The sequence below is a fragment of the Dyadobacter sp. 32 genome (genome assembly GCF_902506755.1).
In the GTDB taxonomy this organism is placed as follows: Bacteria; Bacteroidota; Bacteroidia; order Cytophagales; family Spirosomataceae; genus Dyadobacter.
In genome coordinates, this window is the sequence record NZ_LR735258.1 from 3,784,441 (window position 1) to 3,806,997 (window position 22,557).

A 22,557-nucleotide genomic window follows, 5' to 3' on the forward strand; every position below is an offset into this window, starting at 1 on the left:
TTGGAATTCATGAAATCCTGAAATACAAACGAAAAAATTTCCCAAAATCCGTTTCACAACTGACATAGGGCTGTCACTTCACCTGCTTTCCTTTGTGGTGTTCATTAATTATCCATCACCCAAAATATACAAACTTATGTTTACTATACTTACAGACATCTCCTGGTTAAGTGTTCTGATCGCATTAGCCTCCTATTTCTGCCTGGAGCCTTGTGGTTCATTTTTTCTGTTCCAAGCCTTGTCAGGTTTCATCGTCACCTGATCAATGAATTACTGATTCAATAATCCGATTCGACTCCAAAAATTTTTATTTTTGGTAAAATTCCGCCCGTGATCATGACAAAAATCGAAGTAAAAACTTTTTGTCCAACGCACCCGCAACAATGGAGAGCGTGGTTGCAGGAAAACCACATGACGGAAAAATCCGTCTGGGTAATTTTTTATAAAAACAAATCAAACACACCCACCATCACATGGAGCGATGCCGTGGACGAAGCGCTTTGCTTCGGATGGATCGATGGCATTGTAAAGCCGGTGGATGCGGAAAGGTATATGCGGTTCTTCACGAAGCGAAAACCAAACAGCGTGTGGTCGGCCATTAATAAGGAAAAATTGCAAAAGCTGATTGCAGAGGGGAAAATCACTAAAGCAGGCATGGATTGCATGGAGGCGGCAAAACAAAACGGCTCCTGGGCCGCCTTAGACGATGTGGACGCACTCATTATTCCTGCCGATATGGAGCGCGCACTTCAAACAAGACCCAATGCAAAAGACCACTTTCTGAATTGGAGCAAATCGGACAAGAAATATGTATTGTATTGGGTCTTACAGGCCAGGCGACCAGAAACGCGACAAATACGAATTGCGGAGATAGTGGCACTCGCCGAGCAGAATCTAAAACCTAACGTCATCCGGTGGACCAAAAAAATCGCAGTTGATTGCCCCCAAATTAACCCGCCTTTCCAGGCCAGCGGCGTTGCGCAAGCTCACACAGGCGATAGCGCCAAGGACTGACTTTGGCTGAGGCCTTGTAAACACCAAATTTATTTCTCCAAACCAGTTGATGCGATTGTAATGGAAAGAGTAAATAAGATTCGTAAAGCTCTTAATCTTTAAAAAAATAGAAATCTTACCGTACGGTGCTGCCACCAGGAACGGGCCGATGCAATCTGCATAAGCAACATTGTCCAGCAGTATCCGGTTTTACGGCTCTTTTGTAAATTAGAAATGAACTACATTACGTCTATCATTCGAAGTCTCGCCATGCTTCTGAGTTTAATAGGTTTTACAGGCAAAACCGTTTACTCGCTCGATCTGTACGTGTCGAAAAACGGAAAGGATACCAACCCCGGGACAATCGAAAAACCTTTGGCTACCCTCGAAGCCGCTCAAAAGAAGATACGGTCCATTCATGAACCTGTTGTTGTGTACGTCAGGGCAGGAACCTACTACCTTAAAAAGCCCATCCTGTTTTCGTCAGAAGATTCCCGTAGGCCAGAAGAGAAAGTTGTGTACAAGTCCTACAGGGACGAAAAAGTGATCTTCAGTGGAGCCGCCCGGCTTCAACTCAAATGGTCCGCTTACAAAAAGAATATTTTCAAAACCGCTGTACCTCCAAACCTTGTGTTTGACCAGCTTTTTGTAAATGGCAAAAAACAAAGAATGGCCAGGTATCCCAACTACAATCCTGCCAGCAGCCACTTTGGCGGTTACTCGGAGGATGTGCTCTCACCCGAAAAAATCAGATCCTGGAAGAACCCGGAGGGTGCTTTCATCCATGCCTTACACAAACACGAATGGGGCGGCTATCATTATCTGGTGACTGGAAAAGATGTCGATGGAAAGTTGAAAATGGAAGGCGGTTTCCAGAATAACCGTCAGATGGGCATGCACGCCAAATATCGTTTCATAGAAAATGTATTTGAAGAACTGGACACGACCGGCGAATGGTATTTTGATCGCAAAGAGAAAGTACTCTATCTCTATGCATCTTCACCGCAGGATCTGAATAAAGCTGAAATCCTGACACCCCAGATTAACAGTCTGTTTGAATTTCGAGGGAGCGAATCTGCTCCGGTCAGAAACATCACCCTGGAAGGATTTGAGCTTGTGCATGTTTTACGAACTTTCATGGAAACCAAAGAACCCCTTCTCAGAAGTGACTGGGCCATTTATCGGGGTGGAACCGTGGTGTTGGAAGGAACGGAAAATTGCCATATCCGGAATTTTCATTTTAAAGAAGTGGGTGGTAACGCGGTATTCTTTTCGAACTACAACCGAAAAAGTGAAGTCTCGGGGTGTCATATTGAAAATGCCGGAGCGAGCGGGATATGTTTTGTGGGAGATCCTGCGGCGGTACGCTCTCCCAGTTTTGAATATAACCTGGCCGTCCCCTATCCTGAGATGGACCAGGCGCCTGGGCCGAAAACCAATAACTACCCCGCAGACTGTAAGGTATATGACAATCTGATGCACGGGCTGGGCCAGGTAGAAAAGCAGGTGGCAGGCATGGAAATTTCCATGGCCATGAATATAGCCGTCAGTCACAATACCATCTACAACGTACCTCGTTCAGGCATCAATGTCAGCGAAGGGACCTGGGGCGGGCATATGATCGAGTTCAATGATGTATTCAATACGGTCTTGGAAACGGGCGACCACGGCTCTTTCAATTCCTGGGGGCGCGATCGCTTCTGGCATCCGAATCGCGAAACCATGAACAAACTGACCACGGAACATCCAGAGCTTATTTTATTGGACGCGCAAAAAACTGTGGTGATCCGCAACAACCGTTTTCGTTGTGACCATGGCTGGGACATTGACCTGGACGACGGAAGTAGTAATTATCATATTTACAACAACCTATGTCTCAACGGGGGGCTGAAATTAAGGGAAGGGTTTCAAAGGATCGTGGAGAATAATATCATCGTAAACAACTCATTTCATCCGCACGTCTGGTTTCCCAATAGTGGTGACGTTTTCCGTAAGAACATTGTTCTGAAACCCTATTTCCCCATCCAGATCAAGGATTGGGGTAAAGAAGTAGATTTTAATCTTTTTCCTGACACAAAAGCGCTGGATGCCGCAAAAGCCAACCAGACAGACGCACACAGTGTGGCCGGCGATCCCATGTTTGTCGACCCTGAGAAAGGCAATTACGAAGTAAAAGCGGGCAGTCCGGCATTTAAAGTCGGGTTTACAAACTTTCCGATGGACGAATTTGGCGTCGTTTCGCCATCCCTTAAATCAAAGTCAGAAAAGGTACCTTTGCCAATAATAAACACGGCTTCGTCGAATTCAGGGATTACTGAAATGGCCTGGCTAGGCGGAAAACTTCGGAACGTGACGGGTCTGGGAGATCGCTCGGCCTACGGGTTGCCGGACGAACATGGGGTGATTGTTGATGACATTCCCTCAGGCAGTATTCTGGCAAAATCACCTCTTAAAAAGGGTGACGTGATTCGAAAAATGAATAAAAAGGATATCAACAACATTGGTGACCTGACCAACATTTTTCAGAAGATCAACTGGACGGGGCATTCCGAAATTGAGATATTTCGAAATCAAAAGTTGATGACGGTTGAAGTTTCTTTCAAATAGCCTGTTCTATCCCTCATCATAAAGGCCTGCCCCCAGACGAGGAGCAGGCCTTATCATTTTTTTTCACTTACTATTTTCTAGTCAATCACAAGACGATACTCACGGCTTTGTCCACGTTCTTCAACGCGTAGCAGGTAAACACCTGTGGCAGTATTCGGAGGTAATTTCAATTCCAGAACCCCGTTTTCACGACTTACAGTCTGCAAGGGAACAACCTTTCCGTCTACACTGTAAAATTTGAGAATGGCTTTCTCGGGCTCGTCCAGTCTCAGCATGAATCGATCATGAAGAACCGGGTTGGGAAAAACGGCGTAGGTTTGATCTACCACCACCGATTTCCAGGTATAGGTGGTAGAGCGTCCATCCCGATCTACCTGTTTCAATCGATAATAACTTGTGCCCCGGTAGGGCGTTTCATCGACGAAACGGTAAGAATGGCTACCGGCTGAATGCACATCAGGAGCCACTTTGGCCAGTGATTCCACCTGACGCAGATCCGTACTTCTTTCCAGTTCAAAATAGGCATTCTCTACTTCATTGGCTGTAGCCCAATCTAATCGAACCGATCCATCCGGCTGCTTGTTGGCTAAAAAGCTGATCAGGGTAACGGGCAAAGGGCTGGTGTTCACGGTCACACTGGCCGTACCTGTACAAGAACCATTTATACCGGTCACCGAATAGGCCGTGGCCGTGGTGGGTGAAACGGTAATGCTAGGTGTGGTTTCGGTAGTGGACCATACATAGCTGAGCGCTCCGGACGCAGAAAGTGTTGTACTCCCGCCAGAAGTGACAGTGAGGCCAGGGTTGGCGGTAATGCTTACGCTGAATATGGGAGACTGTAATTCATATGATCCCATATCAATACCAGCCCCATAAAAACGTGCATTGCCCGCCAGGTCTATGGATCCGACAATGGCTGCACTGGTAGTGGGATCCCCAGCGTTGATGGCCGGGGAGCAGCTCTGAAGGCTCAGGTTACCGATTGTGTTGCCTCCGATCACAGGTTGTTGTACGAACAGAGGATTTACATCCAGGTTATTGCTACCCGCTCCCGCCCAGCCCCCCTGCACAATGCTATGAGAAATGGTACCTCCGCTCATCGGCACGGTTCCGCTGTTCCCCCAGAAAATACTGTTTCTGATAATGGGGGAAGAGCTGGAATTGGTTATTGGAATAAGCCCGGTTGTCGCATTGTTCGCTGTGAAGGATGAGTTGGTAATAACGGGATTTGAGCTATTGTTTTCCATTATCCCTGAATATTCAGAACGATTCAACTGAAATTCACAATTTAAAATGACGGGATCGGATAAATCGTTATACAAGCTCGCAGCCCAATACCCAAAATTATCTATAAAGCTGACACCATTCAACACGGGATCGGATTGAAAATTTGCAATCGCGCCGCCCTGGTATGCCGTGTTCGACAAAAATAAACAGTTCTTGATTCCAGGGCTCGCTCCATAATTCAGCACGGCTGCTCCGTAGCTGTTTGGCAGGGTAAGGTATTGCTGTCCGTTAGAAACCTCGGTTGCATCAGCACGCCCGCCGGTTATCACAAAGCCGTCCAAAACAGCTGTTTCGTTCAGAGTTATGGGATGAACCGGAAAGTTAAGAATAACATGGTATGCATTATTCGTGGCGTTGTTATCCTGTTGTATTTCTCCACTAAGGGTAGTCAAATTTGCGCTCAGATCCCGCTGGGTCAAATCATAGCCGCTCCCTTCGTTGCCCGCAAATCCACCGTAGATAGCCAGATTGTTTCTCATAACAAACGTCTTTGCTCTCGGATTGGCCGGAGCGCTTATATCAAATTGATCGGCAGACGGGTAATAGGTTCCCTTGGCTACCCAGATCTGTGTGACGGCTGCACACTTTTTAGCAACTGCCAAAGCGGCCTGTAAGGATGTAAATGCATTGGGCCAGGAAAGTCCGGAGTTGCCTCCGGTTGCGCTCGTGTTAACATAAAGTATACCGTTAACACCCGACGGGCAGCAATCTTCGTCGATTTCCCCATCGGAATCGTTGTCGATACCATCGCCGCAAACTTCTGCAATGCCTGGATTTATATTCGGATTATTATCATCCAGATCTCCCTCACACACAGAGTAGGTGTCTCCATCCATATCGGGAGCCGTTGCAGGATCGAAATGAACGGCAATCCGGTCAGGTCTTCCATCCGGGTCACCCGTTGCTCTGCCATCTGAACAAATATCACCCAGCAACAACAACCCCGCCACATGGGGAGCAGCCATGGAGGTTCCGTTGAGGTAATTATATCCACCGTTTAGCCAGGTGGAGGCTACATTCACACCCGGAGCGGCATAGTCGACGGGGGCATTTCCATAATTGGAAAAGCTGGCCAGTTTACCAGAGATGTCAACCGCAGACACCGTGTAGATATTAGGGGCATTCACCCTGGAAGGCGCATTAAAATTGGCATCTCGGCTGTTGTTACCGGCAGATACCACCACTTTGCACACCTGAGACAAGGCCAAAACGGCATCCTCCATAGCCTTGTTGGCATCCCCTCCGAGGCTCATATTCACCACATCTCCAGCAGCTGCCAGGCCGGCCACGTAATTCATCCCAGCAATAATCGTTGAAGTTGCGCTTCCACCAGATGCCGGAAAAACCCTAACGGCCACTACCTCTGCCCCGGCCGCCACCCCTATTACGCCAATTGTATTATCGTAAGCGCCAATTGTACCAGCCACATGGGTGCCATGACCATTCTGGTCATCAGGATTGCCCTCCAAACCCGGATAAAAAGATTTGGATAAGGTCTGGTTTACGTTCAAATCGGGGTGATCCTGATCAATTCCGGAATCAATGATCCAGGCTCTTTTACCAGTAGGTGCCGGCAACCCGCCTTGCACCCTGGTAATTCCCCAGGGCGTGCACTGCGATGTCCCGTCGGGGATACCGCGATCCATCGTTGCCGTGACCGGGCCGTCAAGCAAAGAAGCCTTCAATGCGTTTGCGGCAGGCAGCGTGATGGTCATGACGGGTATAGTGACACTGCCACCATCCGTACCGGGTCCGGGAACAGGCGCATCACCCACCACGTTATTGGCAATAATCACACCGATGGCCCCTGCGTTTTGTGCGCGAAGGGCCTTGGTACCGTACTGGCAGGTACCCCTGTCGATCAGGACAATTTTTCCGGTAAGCGTACCGGCCGGGAGTACTTCACAACCGAACGTGGGCGTAGCGGATCCATCATTCATCAACACCACCGGGCCTGTTACCGTGGCTGCTGATCCGAAATCTCCAAAGCTGACAGCCATGTCCGGTACACCGTTAAATGTGATCACCGGACCACTGCAGCTTGATGCCAGAGGGGCGGAGACGTCAAGAAAAACTGGTGCATCGGGTACCACATAAGCTACCTGATCATCCTTTCGGATTTTATCCAAATCTGTATCTGTTATACCATCCAGCGCAAATCCATTGAGTACGGTGGCGAACACCTGGGTTATTTTCTGACCGGACATTCCATACTTTGCCATGGTAGTGACAGCCTGGCTCCGGATCTCATCCTGCCGTACTTCCGGGTTTTTGCCCGGCAACACGGAGGGCTTTTTTTTGTATACCACAATGTATTTATCATTGCGTTTTTTTTCAATAGCTGGCAATGCCTGACCCTTTGCATGAAGACAGGTCAACCATAGCAATAATCCTGTCACGGCAACACGGGCACTGAAAAGAATGGAGAAGTTGATCATACGTGAGCTGAATAGATGTAACATTAAATAAATGGGGTGCTTTGAACCTGACGCAAAGTTCTGGCATCATATACGCTGAAACATGACATGTGCCTGGAATACTTTGAGGTAAAAAGAGCTGGGATCGCCCCAGTTGGGCTTCATGAATGAATGCATGAACAAGCGTAATTAAGGGAGTGGTTTATTTATACAAAATAAGCGTTAAAACAGGAAACACTACTTATTTGGGTCAGGAATCTGAAATATTATTTCAGAAACTTATTAAAAGGATTGTCAAATTTCGATTTTGCCCAAAAAAAATGAGTAAGCAGGAAATAGTTTCGCCTACCCATAAATGAGCCCGACCAAAAAATAGACCGGGCTCATTTCAGTTTACGGACAGGAGCTTAGAAAAAAGCTACTGCAATTACTCCACCACCACCCTATACGCACGACTTTGCCCACGTTCCTCAACACGAAGCAGGTATACGCCCTTGGTGGCATTTTGCGGAAGTTTTAATTCCACTACCCCTGCCGAACGGCTGACCGTTTCCAGCGGCACAGACCTTCCTTCTACACTGTATAATTTAACTGCTGCACTTTCCGGCTCATCCAGTTGTAACTGCAACCGTTGCTCTTGAACCGGGTTGGGAAACACCACATAATCCCGGTCACCTGCGATGGAAACCCAGCTGTATTTGGTGGTATGCCCATCCAGATCAACCTGTTTCAGTCGGTAATAGCTCGTACCCGCGAGAGGAAGTTCATCGGTATATTGATAACTATGCGTTGCGGCGGGATTTTCGTCTGCGGCAACTTTGGCGAGAATGTCAATTTTCTTCAGATCTGTACTTCTTTCGAGTTCAAAATAAGCATTGTCTGCTTCATTTGCAGTAAGCCAGGTTAGTTTCACAGATCCATTGGTTTCCTTTTTAGCTAAAAAACTGATCAGTGTTACAGGAAGCGGACCCGTAGTTACCATTACACTGACTATTTGCGAGCAGGCTCCGCTTGTACCCGTGACGGTATACGTAGTTGCTACGGTTGGTGCAACCGTAATGGCAGCCGTGGTTGCTGCCGTTGACCAGAGGTAACCAAGTGCTCCAGACGCGGTGAGTGTTGTGCTACTGCCCGAAGTGACAGTCAAACCCGGATTGGCGGCAATGAGGACCTCGAAGGGTGCTGACTGAAACTCATATGCCCCTATGTCAATCCGGCTACCAAAAAAACGACTGTTCGACGCCAGATCAGTGCTTCCGGCGGTGGTAGATGTTGTTGCGGGATCGCCGGCGTTGATAGCCGGAGAGCAAGGCAACAGGGTGAGATCTCCGGGACTTGCCTGCCCCACCACAGGTTGGGACACAAATCGGGGATCTGCGTTCAAGTTATTTGCACCTGCTCCTGTCCAGCCTCCCTCAATGATGCTGTACGAAACCACAGGTATACTTTCCGTTATTTCAAGTTGCGTTTCGGAAGCCGGCTGCGCAGCCTGATTTGCAATCTCACTACCATTACCCCAAAAAATACTGTTTTTAATCACAGGTGAAGAGGCGTTGGAATTAAAGAGACTTCCTCCGTTGAGGGCATTGTTTCCTGAAAAAGTTGTATTGGTTACAGCGGGGTCAGAAAAATCATAGCTACTCATTCCTCCCCCATATTCAGCACTGTTTAGCTGAAAATAACTGTTTGTGATCACAGGAGAAGAAACATCATTGTGGATACCGCCCCCATATTTGGCCACATTTTTTAGAAAAGTTGCGTGTGTAATCGTTGGACTCGCGAACATATTGTCCAGTCCGCCACCCGCCTTAGCCTCATTGGATTCAAACGAACAATTACGGATGATCGGACTCGAGTCATAATTGAACATACCGCCACCGAAGCTGTTTGGAAAAACAAGACTGTTATTGGCACCCGTTACATTGGCCATACCACCCGTAACCGTGAAACCGTCCAAAACGGCTGAAGCGTCCAGAGCAATGCCAAAAGTGGGAACGTTAAGTATGACATGGTAGGCATTATTCAACGGATCGCCATCCTGCTGTATATTACCATTCAGAATGGTTTTATTGCTGATCATATCTCGCTGAGAAAGATCATACCCGGCCCCTTCATTTCCGAAAAATCCTCCGTAGATAGCCAAATTATTTCGCATGATGAATGATTTTACCCGCGCATTCGATGGAGCCGTTTGACCAAACCGGTCCTTCTCCGGATAATAGCTGCCTTTTGCCACCCGTATCTGGGTAATCTGCGTGCAGAGGTGGGCCACATCCAGGGCAGCCTGCAGTGAGGTGAACGCGTCGGCCCAAGTTAAACCGTTCTGGATGCCAGTAGCGCCCACATTGACATACAGAATACCTGTATTGCCTGCGGGGCAGCATACATTACCCTCATCGATCAACCCATCGCAATCGTTATCCAGTCCGTCACAGATTTCCGTAGCCCCTGGCTTAATGTTTGGGTTATTGTCATCCAGATCACCCTGGCACACGGTCACGCCATCCCCATCCTGATCCGTGTCGTTGGCGGCGATGTAGCGTGTGGCGATGGGATCCGGATTTCCGTCTTTATCACCTGTCACTTTTGATGTGGAACAGATCGCGCCCAGCAGCAGCAATCCTGTGACATGCGGAGCGGCCATGGATGTACCGTTACTGTAAGCATACCCACCGTTTATCGTACATGATCCTACATTGACTCCCGGTGCGGCGTAATCAATTGGTGCATTTCCAAAGCTGGAAAAACTCGCCAGCTTGTCGTTGATATCCATGGCGGAAACGGTGTAGATATTGGGGCCGTTGACGCGCGCCGGACTCTTATAGTTGGCATCTGCTGCATCATTGCCAGCCGCTATTACCACCTTGCAAATCTGTGAAAGCGCCAAAACGGCCTCTTCCTGGGCCGGATCGGGACTACCACCAAGACTCATATTTACCACATCCGTCGCAATTGCATGCGCAGCAACATAATTGACTCCCGCAATGACCACGGAGTTGGGCGTAGAACCTCGGTCCGGAAAAACGCGCACTGGTATAACTTCCGCTCCGGCGGCCACACCCAATACACCTATTCCGTTATCAATCGCAGCCACCGTACCTGCCACGTGTGAGCCATGCCCGTTTCCATCATTGGCACTGGTGCCTACAAAAAAAGCCGACAGCGCAGTGTTGACGTTCAGGTCGGGATGCGTCAGATCTATTCCTGTATCAATGATCCAGGCCCTTTTACCCGCTCCCGACAATCCACCTCCAACCCGGGTGACGCCCCAGGGAATACATTGGGCCAGGTTATTGATCCGGGCCGGATCAAGAGTGGCATTCACAGTGATGCTGACCAGCATGGTTTTCAGCGCATTAGCATCTGTAAGATTCAGCGACATCACTGGAATTGTAACCAGATTGGGATCCGCAGCATCCCCAAAAGCAGGGAGCCCACCGGCTACGTTATTGGCAATGATCACGCCCACAGCGCCTGCCTCCTGGGCCTTTAAAGCCTTGTCCGCAGGTGAGCAGGTCCCCCCCAAATCCATCAGGGCAATTTTTCCCGTCATGGCCGGAATAATACCGCAGCCCAGCGTAGGCTCGGCCGTACCGTCATTGACCAGTACCACCTCGCCTGTAACGGGACCGGCCCCTCCGTAAAGCGCCGCCCCTGCAGTATAATTAAAAACCCCATTGAGCATGATGGACCGGCCATTACAGCTTCCAGCCAGAGCAGCTGGCCGTAGCGCTCCGTGGTCGGCCAGGTAAACAGGTTTGTCGGGCACCACATACGCCACCTGATTATCCTTGCGGAGACGATCTGCCTCAGCGGTTGTCAAACCACTTATGGCAAATCCTTGCAGTGCGGTTTCATATACCTGAAGTACCCGCCTTCGCGGAAGATTGTTTTTTTGAAGTGTGGCTGCAACCTCTTCACTCATTCGTTGTTTACGAATTGATAAGGAGGTTCCTGCCTGAGAACGTAATGAAGCCTGTCCGTTTTTCTTATACACGACGATGTACTGGCCTGCGATGGGCGCAACTGAGCGATCGGAAGCCTTTTCGGTATCCTCCGGAAATTCTCCGATCAACTGTGCGCCGGCTCCCGGGATACCTAGCAACAGAAGCAGGAGGTGAATTGAAATATAACTGTAGAAATATCTCATGAACTTTGGATGTTTGTGACGAATAAACAAATGTAACTATTCGCCAAACAAATGCATCGCCTATGAGAATCATCGTTCTCATAGTGAGTGGGGTATGAGTAATTTTGTTGTTACCGTTTAAGGCCGCACTATGATCATGAAACGACGAAATTATCATTTCAAGTTGAGCCCCCCAGTAACATTATTTAGAATTTCATAAGGTCACTAATTTATTAGGATAAAATTTCCTAATGCCCCCATTCCCCAACCCGCACTAGCCCTAAAACCTCAAACCCGCGTAGTGAAGCTGAGTATAAACAAGCATTCGCCTGATTTATACAAAGGATAATCTCTTACATTGTTGACATGTCATGATGCTCCGTATTTTTCTAATTGTCCTCCTGTTTGGTTTCTGCAAACCCACTGCATTTGCTCAAAACGATCCGAAATGGGATGATACCAAATCCAAAGACTGGCCGGCTGCTGCCAAAAAAGTAAGTATCACTTCCACAGCAGATGGCAAGGAACAGCTAGCCTATTTCTACGCATCACCTGCACCCGGCCCCAGGCCATTGATCATCAGCCTGCATACCTGGAGCAGCAATTATCAACAGAAAGACACAATCGTAAACCTTTGTATTGAAAAAGGATACAACTACATACATCCTGATTTTCGTGGCGGTAATACCAAACCTGAGGCCTGCGGCAGCGACTTGGTGATCAGCGATATCGACGACGCCATCAGCTGGGCCGTAGCTAATACAAACACCGACCCAGAAAACATCCACGTCATAGGTGTGAGTGGTGGCGGATATGCCACAGTGCTCACCTACATGCGATCCAAACACAAAATACGAAGTTTTTCGGCCTGGGCCGGGCTGTACAATCTGATAGACTGGTATCAGGAGTCACTGGGCAGAAAGGCCAGGTATGCCGGAGACGCAGCAGCATCAACTTCCGGAAACCGGGAGGTATTTGATATGGAAGAGGGCAAAAAACGTTCCCCTTTTTATATGCAAAAAACCGTGACAGACCGTAGCAACAGCAGCCTGGCTATTTACTGTGGCATTCATGATGGCTATACCGGATCTGTACCCATTACCCACTCTTTGAATTTTTACAACAAACTGGTTACAGATATCAATCCGGACGCAAGATTTTCACTCATACCTACCGAGTACATCCATACGATGGTCCGGGCGCGGTCATTGCCCGGCGGTGGCGACCAGGGTACATTACTCGGGCGCAAGATCATTTATACCAATCATTACCGGGATCAGGTGCAAATAACCGTTTTTGAGGGCGGGCACGAAATGCTCCCCGGTGATGTACTGGCCCATGTTCCGTCCAGGACGATCCTGGCCATCGGCGACTCCAATGGTGCCTTGGAATATGGCTGGGCCAATCAGCTGAAAACACTCCGCCAAGGCGACCGGATTATCAATACCTGCATTTCCGGCAATACCATTGGTTTCGACAATCAGGATAAAAAAGAATTGAATGCGCTGAAAAATGTGGAGCAGGTATTTGGAAAGGTACCGGGCCGAACCGACGCCGTGGTGGTCATGCTGGGTACCAATGACTGTAAAGCAGCATTTGCCAGACAAGCAAAGGAAGTGCCGGGGAATCTGGACAAGCTGATCAAACAAATTAAGGCTAAAACCAAAGACAACGCAAAACAGGTCCCTGTTTTTATCGTTTCTCCACCCCCACATGGAGAAGATGATATGGTTGCAGAAAAATACCAGGGTGGTGCCCGAAGAATCGAACACCTGGTTTCCGAGTTCAGGAAAGTAGCCGAGAAAAACCAATGCTACTACATCGATACGCACAGCAAGATCAAAGCTGCCTTCCCGTATATGACGAAGGACGGCATACATCTTTCCAAAGAGGGCCAGGCGATTGTGGCTGCGATTGTGGATGAAGAAATGAATCGGGTTTTGAAAGGGTTGTGAAGTGAGGGTTAATCCAAGCAGGCTAGCAATATTTTGCCCAATTCTCATCCCATTTTCAAAATCCTGTTCCCCTTACCATCTATTTATTGTTTTGCACCAGCGACCTCAGATCTGCTTCAAAAACGTGCCCCTCATTGTCCGATGCCAGCACAATCCAGGGAATATCCATCCGGTAGGGCTTCTTAGGTGTGGTGATGTTATTGATCCTAGCCCCTTTCATATCAGGCGCCATCACGAGTGTTTCGTTTCTTAGAAGATTAGCCTGCGTAGTATCCACTATGCCAAATACAATCTCGCCCAGATCATGATTTGTTGCATGGTAAATCGTATGTCCGGCCAGCACAATATTAGGATTATCGGTAGCCAGTACAACAGGCCGGCTCGGCTGACGCACTCCATCCAGGTTGGCGTACGGAAAATTCCCCCAAACCCCTTCCGGCGATCTGACACGCATCACCTGCTGGGCTGAATTTTGTGTATCAACACTGTTTTTGGTCGCGAGCCAGAGGGTTCCATTGGCGGTAACAGCTGCATGCAAATGATCATCTGCTGTTCTGTTTCCCTCTTCAATGACCTCCTCTTTCCCCCAGTTATCCGGGGCACTACCATTTTTATGAAATCGCGCACTCACTTTTTCGCGGATCTGATCCGACCAGATGACCATAATCCCTCCGGGCATGGCTGTGATGGTACAGATATCATCCGCATGAATTCCTCTGGTGAGAACAAACGGACCCGTCCATTTTTTAGCATCTTTTGAGCCGCTCCAGACACATATTTTATCGCCCGCGTCGGAGGCCACCCACCAGGTACCGGTCTGATCCCGGGCAATGGTGGCCGTTTCAATCTCATCTGTAGATGCCGGAGCTCGTAAAGTAGTGAGCACATGCGCAGTCCAGGGTGCTGTTGCCCCCCCTTTTTTCTGATCCAAACGGAATACAGTCAGAAAACCGGGGTCTACCCCCACGGCTGTGGCCCCGTTTTCATCTGCCGATACATCGGCCCGCCCGGGTACGCCTGCCAGGGCGGCTAAAATCTCCTTGCGTTCAACCCATCCCTGGCCGGTACGCTGCCACAAAGACGGCCCGGCCGACTTCGGGATCAGTGCCCACCACGCATCGCGCATGTACCACAACTTACACTGCGGCTTATCTGCCGTCGGGTCTTTTACATCTACCTGAAAAACAGGTTTGGGAAATGATCTGGTATTTTTGTTATCCTGTGCATAAACCGAAGTAGCCCCAAGAAGGGATGCCAAAAGGAACAATTCTGGTAATTTATTTTTCACTTTAAGAAAGGTAGGGTGTATAGCGCAAATATAGGGAATAGTGATGCACATGCTCTCACACCACACAAGTAATCAGAAAATTCGCTTTTAAAATCAGGATAATTGTCAGGCTATATTTTATGATGATGTCAGGGCTACACCCTTTTGCAAATGAGCTCCCATTTTTATCGGCACCGGCAGCCCGGTACTAATATTACGGGGCTAACGTCGCGTTGTATTCAAAAATCCGTATTTTTAAAATCATTTAACATCCGAAATCAGATTCTTCAAAATCCCTACATGAAAATAATCGTTTCACTGATCGCATGTGTTCTTTTGGTTAATACCAAGTTGTCTACAACCTGTACAGCCAGCCCTCATGGCAATACAGTAAGCAGGCCAGCTGATCAAAAGGCTAAACCCCTTCCCCGGATCGCCATCACCGGACTGGCGATTGAATCCAGTACTTTTTCACCAGCTCTTACGGAGGAGGAAGCTTTCCATGCGAAGTATGGCCAGGATATTTTCACTTCATATCCATTCTTTTCTTCAGATTCTGTGAACCGTAAAAGAGCACAGTGGTATCCGGCTATGATGGGCCGCTCTTTGCCTGGAGGTGCCGTTACCCGGGAAGCCTACGAATCCATGGTAAAGCAAACGCTGGATCTGCTCAAAAAAAATCTACCCTACGACGGCCTGTTCCTGGACATTCATGGCGCCATGAGTGTGGTTGGACTGGATGATCCCGAGGGTGATTTTATAGTGAGGATCCGCGAGGTGATTGGCAAAAAAGCCGTCATTTCTACCTCCATGGATTTGCACGGGAACGTATCCTGGCGCCTGGCCCAAAACACCGATTTGATCACCTGCTATCGCATGGCTCCACATGAAGATGCCATGCAAACCAAAAAACGGGCAGTCGACAATCTGTTGTCACGATTGGAAAGTGGTAAAGGAAAACCTGCTTATAAGGCCTGGATCCCGATACCTGTACTTTTGCCAGGTGAAAAAACGAGTACGCGGATAGAACCCGCCAAAACGATTTATGCAGCTGTTACGCCGGCATCCCTGGGGCCTGGCATAATAGATGCTGCCATGTGGGTCGGATATGCATGGGCGGATGAGCCTCGCAACCATGCAGTTGTAATGGTGACTGGCGATGACAAGACAACCGTAACATCTACAGCGGAGCAGTTGGCCAGGAGCTTTTGGGATGCCCGATCACAATTTGCCTTTGTAGCGCCAACGGGTACCCTGAAAGAAAGCCTCGACAAAGCGATTGCCAGCCAGAAGCACCCATTCTTCATCAGCGACTCAGGCGATAATCCCACGGCCGGAGGCGCCGGTGACGTCACCTGGACTTTGCAGGAAATACTGGCCCGTCCCGAGTTCAAGTCCGAAAGCGGCCCCTCGTTGATCTATGCGTCCATTCCCGGCCCCGAACTTGTGAAACTTGCCATTGCTGCCGGCGTGGGAGGAACTGTGGATGGTTATGCAGGCGCGAAAGTGGATGCACGCCTTGCGCCTCCTGTACACCTGGTGGGCACGGTACAATCCATCGAATACGGCGACCGTAATGCAGAAGTGGAGGTGGTGGTAAAAACGGGAAGCGTTCTGGTAATCGTAACTCAGAAACGTAAGCCATACCACAAAGAGATAGACTTTACCAGACTGGGGCTCAATCCAAGAAATACTGATATCGTGGTTGTTAAAATCGGTTATCTAGAACCTGAACTCTACAACATGCGGGCCGATTGGATACTTGCCTTAACACCCGGCGGCGTGGACCAGAACCTGGAAACACTCGGCTACAAAAGGATTAAACGCCCCATGTTCCCACTGGATAAAGATATGAAAGATCCGGACTTAAAGGCCCGGCTAGTGCCTTCATCCGAAAAGTAGCCCTATTCACAAACCTCAGATTTTCTGTATAAACGAACAATCCATACCGGTTCACACCGTTGCGATTAGCTAACAAATGCCTCTTCAACCTTTTGTTACGCAAAAATGAAGGCATTTAAAATCCGCTGCCATTCCATTACCTGATTCGATAAAAATTCCTAATATCGATTCTTTTCTGACCTAATGGGCATCAAAATGCTACAATTGTATTATTTTATGCTATAAAACAGGAAGTCTTGAGCTTGATTATCCGGTATGTTTGCAAGGGTTATATGAATATTTATAGAAATTTTAATATCTTAAAGATGGTTCTTCACCAGCAGGCAGATGCGTTTCTCCATCCGATACCTTTTATTAGGAGAATGATGCTTTCATTTTTGTCGCCCTTGCTGTCGTAAACCTGCATTTGACTATAATACATAAAACCAATCAAAAACTTGATTTTCAGTGACTTTTAGCGGACCGAGGCGCTTCGTTTACTGAGAAAAAACAGACAAGTGGTCGTTTCACTTTTTATTAACAGAAAATTCATCTGGATTTTACAGAACATTTATTATGTAACTTCAGAAAATAAATTGAATATTTACAGACCATATACCTACCTAATTAAAGAAGCTCCTTGTGGGTTGCGCAATCGATGATAAAAGCTGTTCAGAAAGCATGGCTTTTTCCTGACATAGCAGAAAAATAACCAACGTTTGAATACTTTGGGCAAGGAGAAGTTTCTCCTCACCTGCTTTTGCAATGTGTGAATACCGTTTTTCTCATACCAATTATTTGGCCATTTTATTTTTCACCTTTATTTTTATTCACGTATGCTCAAAATCATTACGATCAAAAGAAAAGGATCCTTACTCCTTCTGTGCAACCTGCTTTTTAGCCTGGGCGTCTATGCACAGGTAAAGGTTTCCGGTAAGGTAACCGATGCCTCAGGGGCCACATTGCCCGGGGTGAGTGTGGTCGTTAAAGAGTCAACGACCGGCACTGTCACCAATTCCGATGGAATTTTTACCATCCCGGATGTTCCTAATGCAAACTCCACCCTGGTATTCTCCTTTATCGGATACACCACCCAGGAAACCGTTGTGGGCAACAGGAAAATTATTGACATCACTTTGGCTGCAGCAGACAATCAGCTTAGCGAAGTAGTCGTTATCGGGTACGGTACCGCTAAACGAACTACCCTTACCGGAGCGGTCTCACAGGTTGATTCTAAAACCATTTCCGTGCAGGCCAACTCCACGGTTACCAGAGCCCTCGAAGGTGTAGTACCCGGGATTCAGGTCGCATCCATTGACGGACAGCCTGGTTTGGACATGGGTATCCGTTTACGCGGAGCGGGCTCTACCAGCCAGAACAGCTCCAATGCATTGATCGTGATCGACGGTGTACCTACCGAATATCCCAATGCACTGGCTTCCATCAATCCAAAGGACATTGAAAGCATCAGCGTATTAAAAGATGCAGCTTCAACGGCTGTTTACGGTTCGCGTGGAGCCAACGGTGTTTTGCTGGTGACTACCAAAAAAGGATCAAAAGGCAAGCCGAATATTTCCGTAGAAACACGTGCAGGATTCAACTACCTGGGCGGACTGCGCTATGATCTTATCGATAACGCCAAAGATATTTACGAACATGCCTGGCTGGCGATCTACAACTCCGCACGTTATGGCGTGAATGGTGCATCTTCTACAGATGGCAAGTTTACAACCAACGTAGCCAACCCAAATATGTCGCATGAAGATGCAGGGCTATTTGCCAGTTCGCATTTGTTTGACTACACCGGTTCCAGAACAAGCAACTTTGGCATGAACCTGCTGGGCAACTACATGCTTTATGAGGTACCCGGAGCTGTGTATACCCCTACAGGTAGCGGAGCAAGTGCCAGTGCGACCATGTCAGGCGCCTACCTGATTGACCCTGCCACGGGTAAGCTTAATCCTAACGCAAGACAACTTTGGGAGGCTGGATCGTATAAGGATCATTTCTTTGAAAGAATGTTCCGCCAGGAACATACCGTATCGGCAAGTGGCGGATCGGATAAAATGGATTATTTTGTCTCTGTGGGCATGCTGGAAGATCCTTCCTACATCCGTGGATCGTCGTTCAAGCGTTACAACGCGCGTACCAATGTCAATGCACAGCTCACAAGCTGGCTGAAAGTAGGAACTAACCTGGGATACAGCATGCGGAACACCCAATCTCCGGCTACCCGTTTTGGACGGAACCCTGGAACCGTGCAGCAAAACGTGTTCAGATGGGTGAACGGACAGAATCAGCTCGTACCCTTATTTGCCCGGGATCTTCAGGGAAACATTCGAAAAAACCCGAACGGTTCCGACATGGTATCTGATAACAACAACGACAGCTATTCACCTTTGGGTGTGACAAATACCTCCCCCAACGGGACTACTAGTGCTCCACTTTATGCAACCAACCTGATCGACCTTTTGGATAAAGACATTGATCGCAGGGAATCCCACGACTTGAACCTTAAAGGGTATTTCACTGTGAATTTCCTTAAGGATTTCAGCTTTACCAACAACATTTCCTATGACCGTTTTGCTGAAGTACGGACGCGTTATGGTACACCAGAAACCGGTGCCGTAGTGGGTATAGGTGCAATTGGTAAGTATTACACCAACACCGGTGTATTCAACACGCAACAGCTATTAAACTGGGGTAAGGAGTTTGGCCGCCATTCGGTTACCGCACTGGCCGCACATGAATTCTACCAGTTTAAAAGCGATCTGCTGAACTACGGTTCTGCTTATTCTCTGATCAACGGATTTACAGGAGCAGGTAACTTTACCAGCCGGTACAATACCCAAAATGCGCCATTTGGTGTTCCAGGTTATGGTGGTGACATCACTGCGATGGACAGCTATTTTGGACGGGCTGTGTATAACTATGACGACAAGTATTTTGTTGAAGGTTCGTTACGCAGAGACGGTTCTTCCAAATTCAGATACAAGGAGAATCGTTGGGGAACCTTCTGGTCTGTTGGTGGTGGATGGCGTATTTCTCAGGAAAAATTCATGAAGGCAGCCAGTGACGTAGTAGACGAGTTGAAACTACGGGCCAGCTATGGTGTAATCGGAAACCAGAGTGGTATCAGTAACTATTCCGGTTATCAGACATGGAGCTATACCGCAAACTACGCAGCTTCAACAGGCGGAACAGGTATTCCTGCAACTTTCAACCTTGCGCAGGGTGCTGCGGTGAACGATAAACTAACCTGGGAAAACACCCATACCTTTGATGCCGGCATCGATTTCTCCCTTTTGAAAAGGAGAGTAAATGGTACCATTGACGTGTACAACAAAAAAACCGTCAATTCTGTTTTCGCGCAGCCTCTTGCCACTTCCATGGGACAGGCTTCACTCACCTTGAACAGCGCTGAGATCGTCAACCGTGGTGTGGAAGTAGCGTTGGACATCAAAATCATTCAAAGTAAAGATATTAACTGGAGCATCGGGTTGAACGGTACACATTACCGCACCATTCTAACCAAATTTCCGAAGAGCGTAGGTTCACCTGCATTGGGCGGTAACTTTACCGGCTCCATCGATGGATGGGGAATTGCAAACGGCGGTGCTAACAACGCCGGCCAGATTATGTACCTCCGTGGTGAAAATAAGGATTATTACAATCTTTATCTTTACAAGTATATGGGCGTAGATCAAACCACTGGTTTGCCATTGTTTGGTCACACTGTCACGCAAGCGGATCTGGATGCAGGCCGTTTTGGTGGTAACGCAGTAGGATCAACCGTAGGCACAACGAACTACACCTTGGCTAACCGTTTTGAAATGGGCAGTGCCATTCCGAAAATCATTGGGGGCTTTTCAACCAGCTTTCAATACAAAAACTTCGATTTCACGGCTATCCTTGCCTACCAGCTGGGTGGTAAATTCCTGAGTGTGGAATATGCCAATCACCTGTACAGAGCCGGGAACATCGGAAATGCATTGTCGAAAGAAGTATTGGGCAACACCTGGACACCTGAAAACAGAGACGCCAAATTCCCGATGGTATTCTATGGCGACACGCAAAATACGGGTGGTTCCACTTTTGGATCGTGGCAGTACACAGACATGGCTCTGTTCAATGCATCTTATCTGAATATCAAAAACCTGACCCTCGGCTACACGCTGAGAGGATCCATCCTGGACAAACTGAAAACGAAAAGCGTTCGGGTATATGCATCTGGAGATAACCTTGCTATGATCACTGGTCACTCAGGCATTGATCCACGTATGTCGCTGGTAGGCGGTATGGAAGTAGGGGCTGCCGTGTATCTTCCTATGAGCACTTTTTCAGTGGGTGTTAACTTAAACTTTTAATTTAGTCGAGATATGAGTATTCTAAATAAATATATAACGGGTCTGGCAGTTTCTGGTATGCTGCTATTTTCAGGGTGTGCCGATAAGTTGGAAGTGGAGCCACCACACAGTATTTCAGACAAGCAGATTGCCGAATTGCTGGCATCGGGTGACGAGGCCAAGATACGGATCGTTATGGGTGGAATGGCCAATGCCATGCCCCTGCTTTTCAACAACGTTGGTGCTACCGGAGCAGGCGTTGCGGATATGTATTATTCCAATCAGGGGCTTGATGTCAATCGCTCTATTCAGGGTAATGACATTATCCTTGGAGACCAGGAAGGGCTGAGCGTACTCTCTGGATCCATAGAGTATCAGCTAGGTGACTTTATTGGCGCTGCCAACGGCAAAAATTTTGCCTACTGGAAGTATGGCTGGTTTTGTGTTACCACAGCTAACCAGATGCTGAACTACCTTCCGGATGAAACCGTGGGCACGAATAATTTTCTGAAACAATGTAAAGCCAGAGGATTGTTTGCCAGAGCCTATGGTTATAACTACCTGATGGAAAATTATCAGAATGCATTTTTGCAGGGTGGTAATGGTAAGTTAGGCCTGCCTTTGTATGACAGTTTTAGACCTACTCAGGAAAACAAACCTCGTTCAACTGCAGTAGAGACCTATGCTTTTATCAAAAACGACCTGAACCGTGCCATTACCTTGTTTAAAGAGGCTGGCGTTGGGTACACAGCTGATCTAACGGATATAGATCTGGCCGTGGCTAATTTCCTGCTGGCTAAGGTGTCATTGTGGACCGGTGACTGGGCCACTGTAATCAGCGCATCAAATGAAATCCTGACACAATATCCCACGCTTATGTCCCAGGCACAATATGGGGGAAAAAATATTGGTACCGCAGCACTTCCTGAAATTCGGCCAGAAACCAACGGCTTCCTGAACAATGCTCAGAATCCTGAGGTAATCCTAGGGTTCCCTCAGGGCGTTGGTAACCCGTATTTCCTGGCTTACATGAATCCTTTCGGAAAGGACAATGGTGGTTTACAAAGAGCCTATAAGAGGATCGACAACCGTCTGTACGAAAAGATCGCTCCCAATGATTATCGCAAAGATGCCTTCTCTTTGGAAGCAATAGGCAATTACACGTATCCGCCGAACAATACAGTAGCATTTATTCCCACCTACACCAACCTGAAATTTGCAGCCACACACGGATTGGGTAGCAACAATAAGGTTGATGTGGGCGCCTCAACAGCGTATTACATGCGGACTTCGGAGGTATTGCTCATGAAAGCCGAAGCCGAAGCAATGACCCCGGCAACAGAGGCTGCAGCCAAAGCAACACTGGACAAGCTGCTGGCGGCCCGGACAAAAGCAGGCATGACGCCACTAACTACCGCTACTTATCCTGCGATGCAGGGACTCACCACCTTACAGATGGTGCAGCTACAAACGCGCATCGAATTGTGGGGCGAAGGTGGCCGTGAGTTTTACAACAACAAGCGTTGGAATATTCCCGTGGACAGAGCAAGCTCTGCCAACCACGTGACCAAAGCAAGTTTACCGGTAGCCAACATGACCCTTCAGATTCCTGAAGACGAGATGTTGTACAATCCATTATCCGTGCAGAACTAATCAATTTTTGAAGTAAAACAAG

General features: G+C 48.0%; 9 protein-coding genes. 6 read left to right on the top strand and 3 right to left on the bottom strand.

The features are described from left to right. Positions 1 to 336: 336 nt before the first annotated feature. Positions 337 to 1,014 (top strand): YdeI/OmpD-associated family protein, encoded by a 678-nt coding sequence (locus tag DYADSP32_RS15430; RefSeq protein ID WP_149241902.1) that lies wholly within the window; start codon positions 337 to 339, stop codon positions 1,012 to 1,014. A 213-nt stretch (positions 1,015 to 1,227) separates the two neighbouring features. Continuing rightward, positions 1,228 to 3,600: a PDZ domain-containing protein gene (locus DYADSP32_RS15435; protein WP_149241901.1), complete on the top strand. Its 2,373-nt coding sequence runs from the start codon at positions 1,228 to 1,230 to the stop codon at positions 3,598 to 3,600. Between the two features lie 77 nt (positions 3,601 to 3,677). Here DYADSP32_RS15435 and DYADSP32_RS15440 read toward each other — a convergent pair whose 3' ends face one another. After that, entirely contained in the window at positions 3,678 to 7,349 is a 3,672-nt protein-coding gene (locus tag DYADSP32_RS15440) for a S8 family serine peptidase (RefSeq protein ID WP_149241900.1), read from the bottom strand. A gap of 382 nt (positions 7,350 to 7,731) precedes the next feature. After that, positions 7,732 to 11,454, bottom strand: a complete 3,723-nt coding sequence (locus DYADSP32_RS15445) for a S8 family serine peptidase (protein WP_149241899.1) — start codon at positions 11,452 to 11,454, stop codon at positions 7,732 to 7,734. Between the two features lie 350 nt (positions 11,455 to 11,804). On the opposite strand from DYADSP32_RS15445, the gene DYADSP32_RS15450 reads away from it, so the two are divergent. Then, positions 11,805 to 13,388: a GDSL-type esterase/lipase family protein gene (locus DYADSP32_RS15450; RefSeq protein ID WP_149241898.1), complete on the top strand. Its 1,584-nt coding sequence runs from the start codon at positions 11,805 to 11,807 to the stop codon at positions 13,386 to 13,388. Between the two features lie 79 nt (positions 13,389 to 13,467). Here DYADSP32_RS15450 and DYADSP32_RS15455 read toward each other — a convergent pair whose 3' ends face one another. Beyond that, entirely contained in the window at positions 13,468 to 14,676 is a 1,209-nt protein-coding gene (locus DYADSP32_RS15455) for a hypothetical protein (protein ID WP_149241897.1), read from the bottom strand. 279 nt (positions 14,677 to 14,955) lie between these two features. On the opposite strand from DYADSP32_RS15455, the gene DYADSP32_RS15460 reads away from it, so the two are divergent. The 3 genes from DYADSP32_RS15460 (at position 14,956) to DYADSP32_RS15470 (ending at position 22,535) form a co-directional block, all read left to right on the top strand. Further along, a complete protein-coding gene (locus DYADSP32_RS15460) occupies positions 14,956 to 16,557 on the top strand; it encodes a M81 family metallopeptidase (protein WP_149241896.1) in 1,602 nt (533 codons plus the stop codon). An 815-nt stretch (positions 16,558 to 17,372) separates the two neighbouring features. Then, entirely contained in the window at positions 17,373 to 20,903 is a 3,531-nt protein-coding gene (locus tag DYADSP32_RS15465; RefSeq protein ID WP_149241895.1) for a SusC/RagA family TonB-linked outer membrane protein, read from the top strand. A gap of 12 nt (positions 20,904 to 20,915) precedes the next feature. Further along, positions 20,916 to 22,535 (top strand): RagB/SusD family nutrient uptake outer membrane protein, encoded by a 1,620-nt coding sequence (locus DYADSP32_RS15470; protein ID WP_149241894.1) that lies wholly within the window; start codon positions 20,916 to 20,918, stop codon positions 22,533 to 22,535. Positions 22,536 to 22,557: the final 22 nt, after the last annotated feature.

Coding starts and splice junctions, on each gene's coding strand:
- DYADSP32_RS15430 (WP_149241902.1), top strand. CDS start 337: ATGACAAAAATCGAAGTAAAAACTTTTTGTCCAACGCACCCGCAACAA.
- DYADSP32_RS15435 (WP_149241901.1), top strand. CDS start 1,228: ATGAACTACATTACGTCTATCATTCGAAGTCTCGCCATGCTTCTGAGT.
- DYADSP32_RS15440 (WP_149241900.1), bottom strand. CDS start 7,349: ATGTTACATCTATTCAGCTCACGTATGATCAACTTCTCCATTCTTTTC.
- DYADSP32_RS15445 (WP_149241899.1), bottom strand. CDS start 11,454: ATGAGATATTTCTACAGTTATATTTCAATTCACCTCCTGCTTCTGTTG.
- DYADSP32_RS15450 (WP_149241898.1), top strand. CDS start 11,805: ATGATGCTCCGTATTTTTCTAATTGTCCTCCTGTTTGGTTTCTGCAAA.
- DYADSP32_RS15460 (WP_149241896.1), top strand. CDS start 14,956: ATGAAAATAATCGTTTCACTGATCGCATGTGTTCTTTTGGTTAATACC.
- DYADSP32_RS15465 (WP_149241895.1), top strand. CDS start 17,373: ATGCTCAAAATCATTACGATCAAAAGAAAAGGATCCTTACTCCTTCTG.
- DYADSP32_RS15470 (WP_149241894.1), top strand. CDS start 20,916: ATGAGTATTCTAAATAAATATATAACGGGTCTGGCAGTTTCTGGTATG.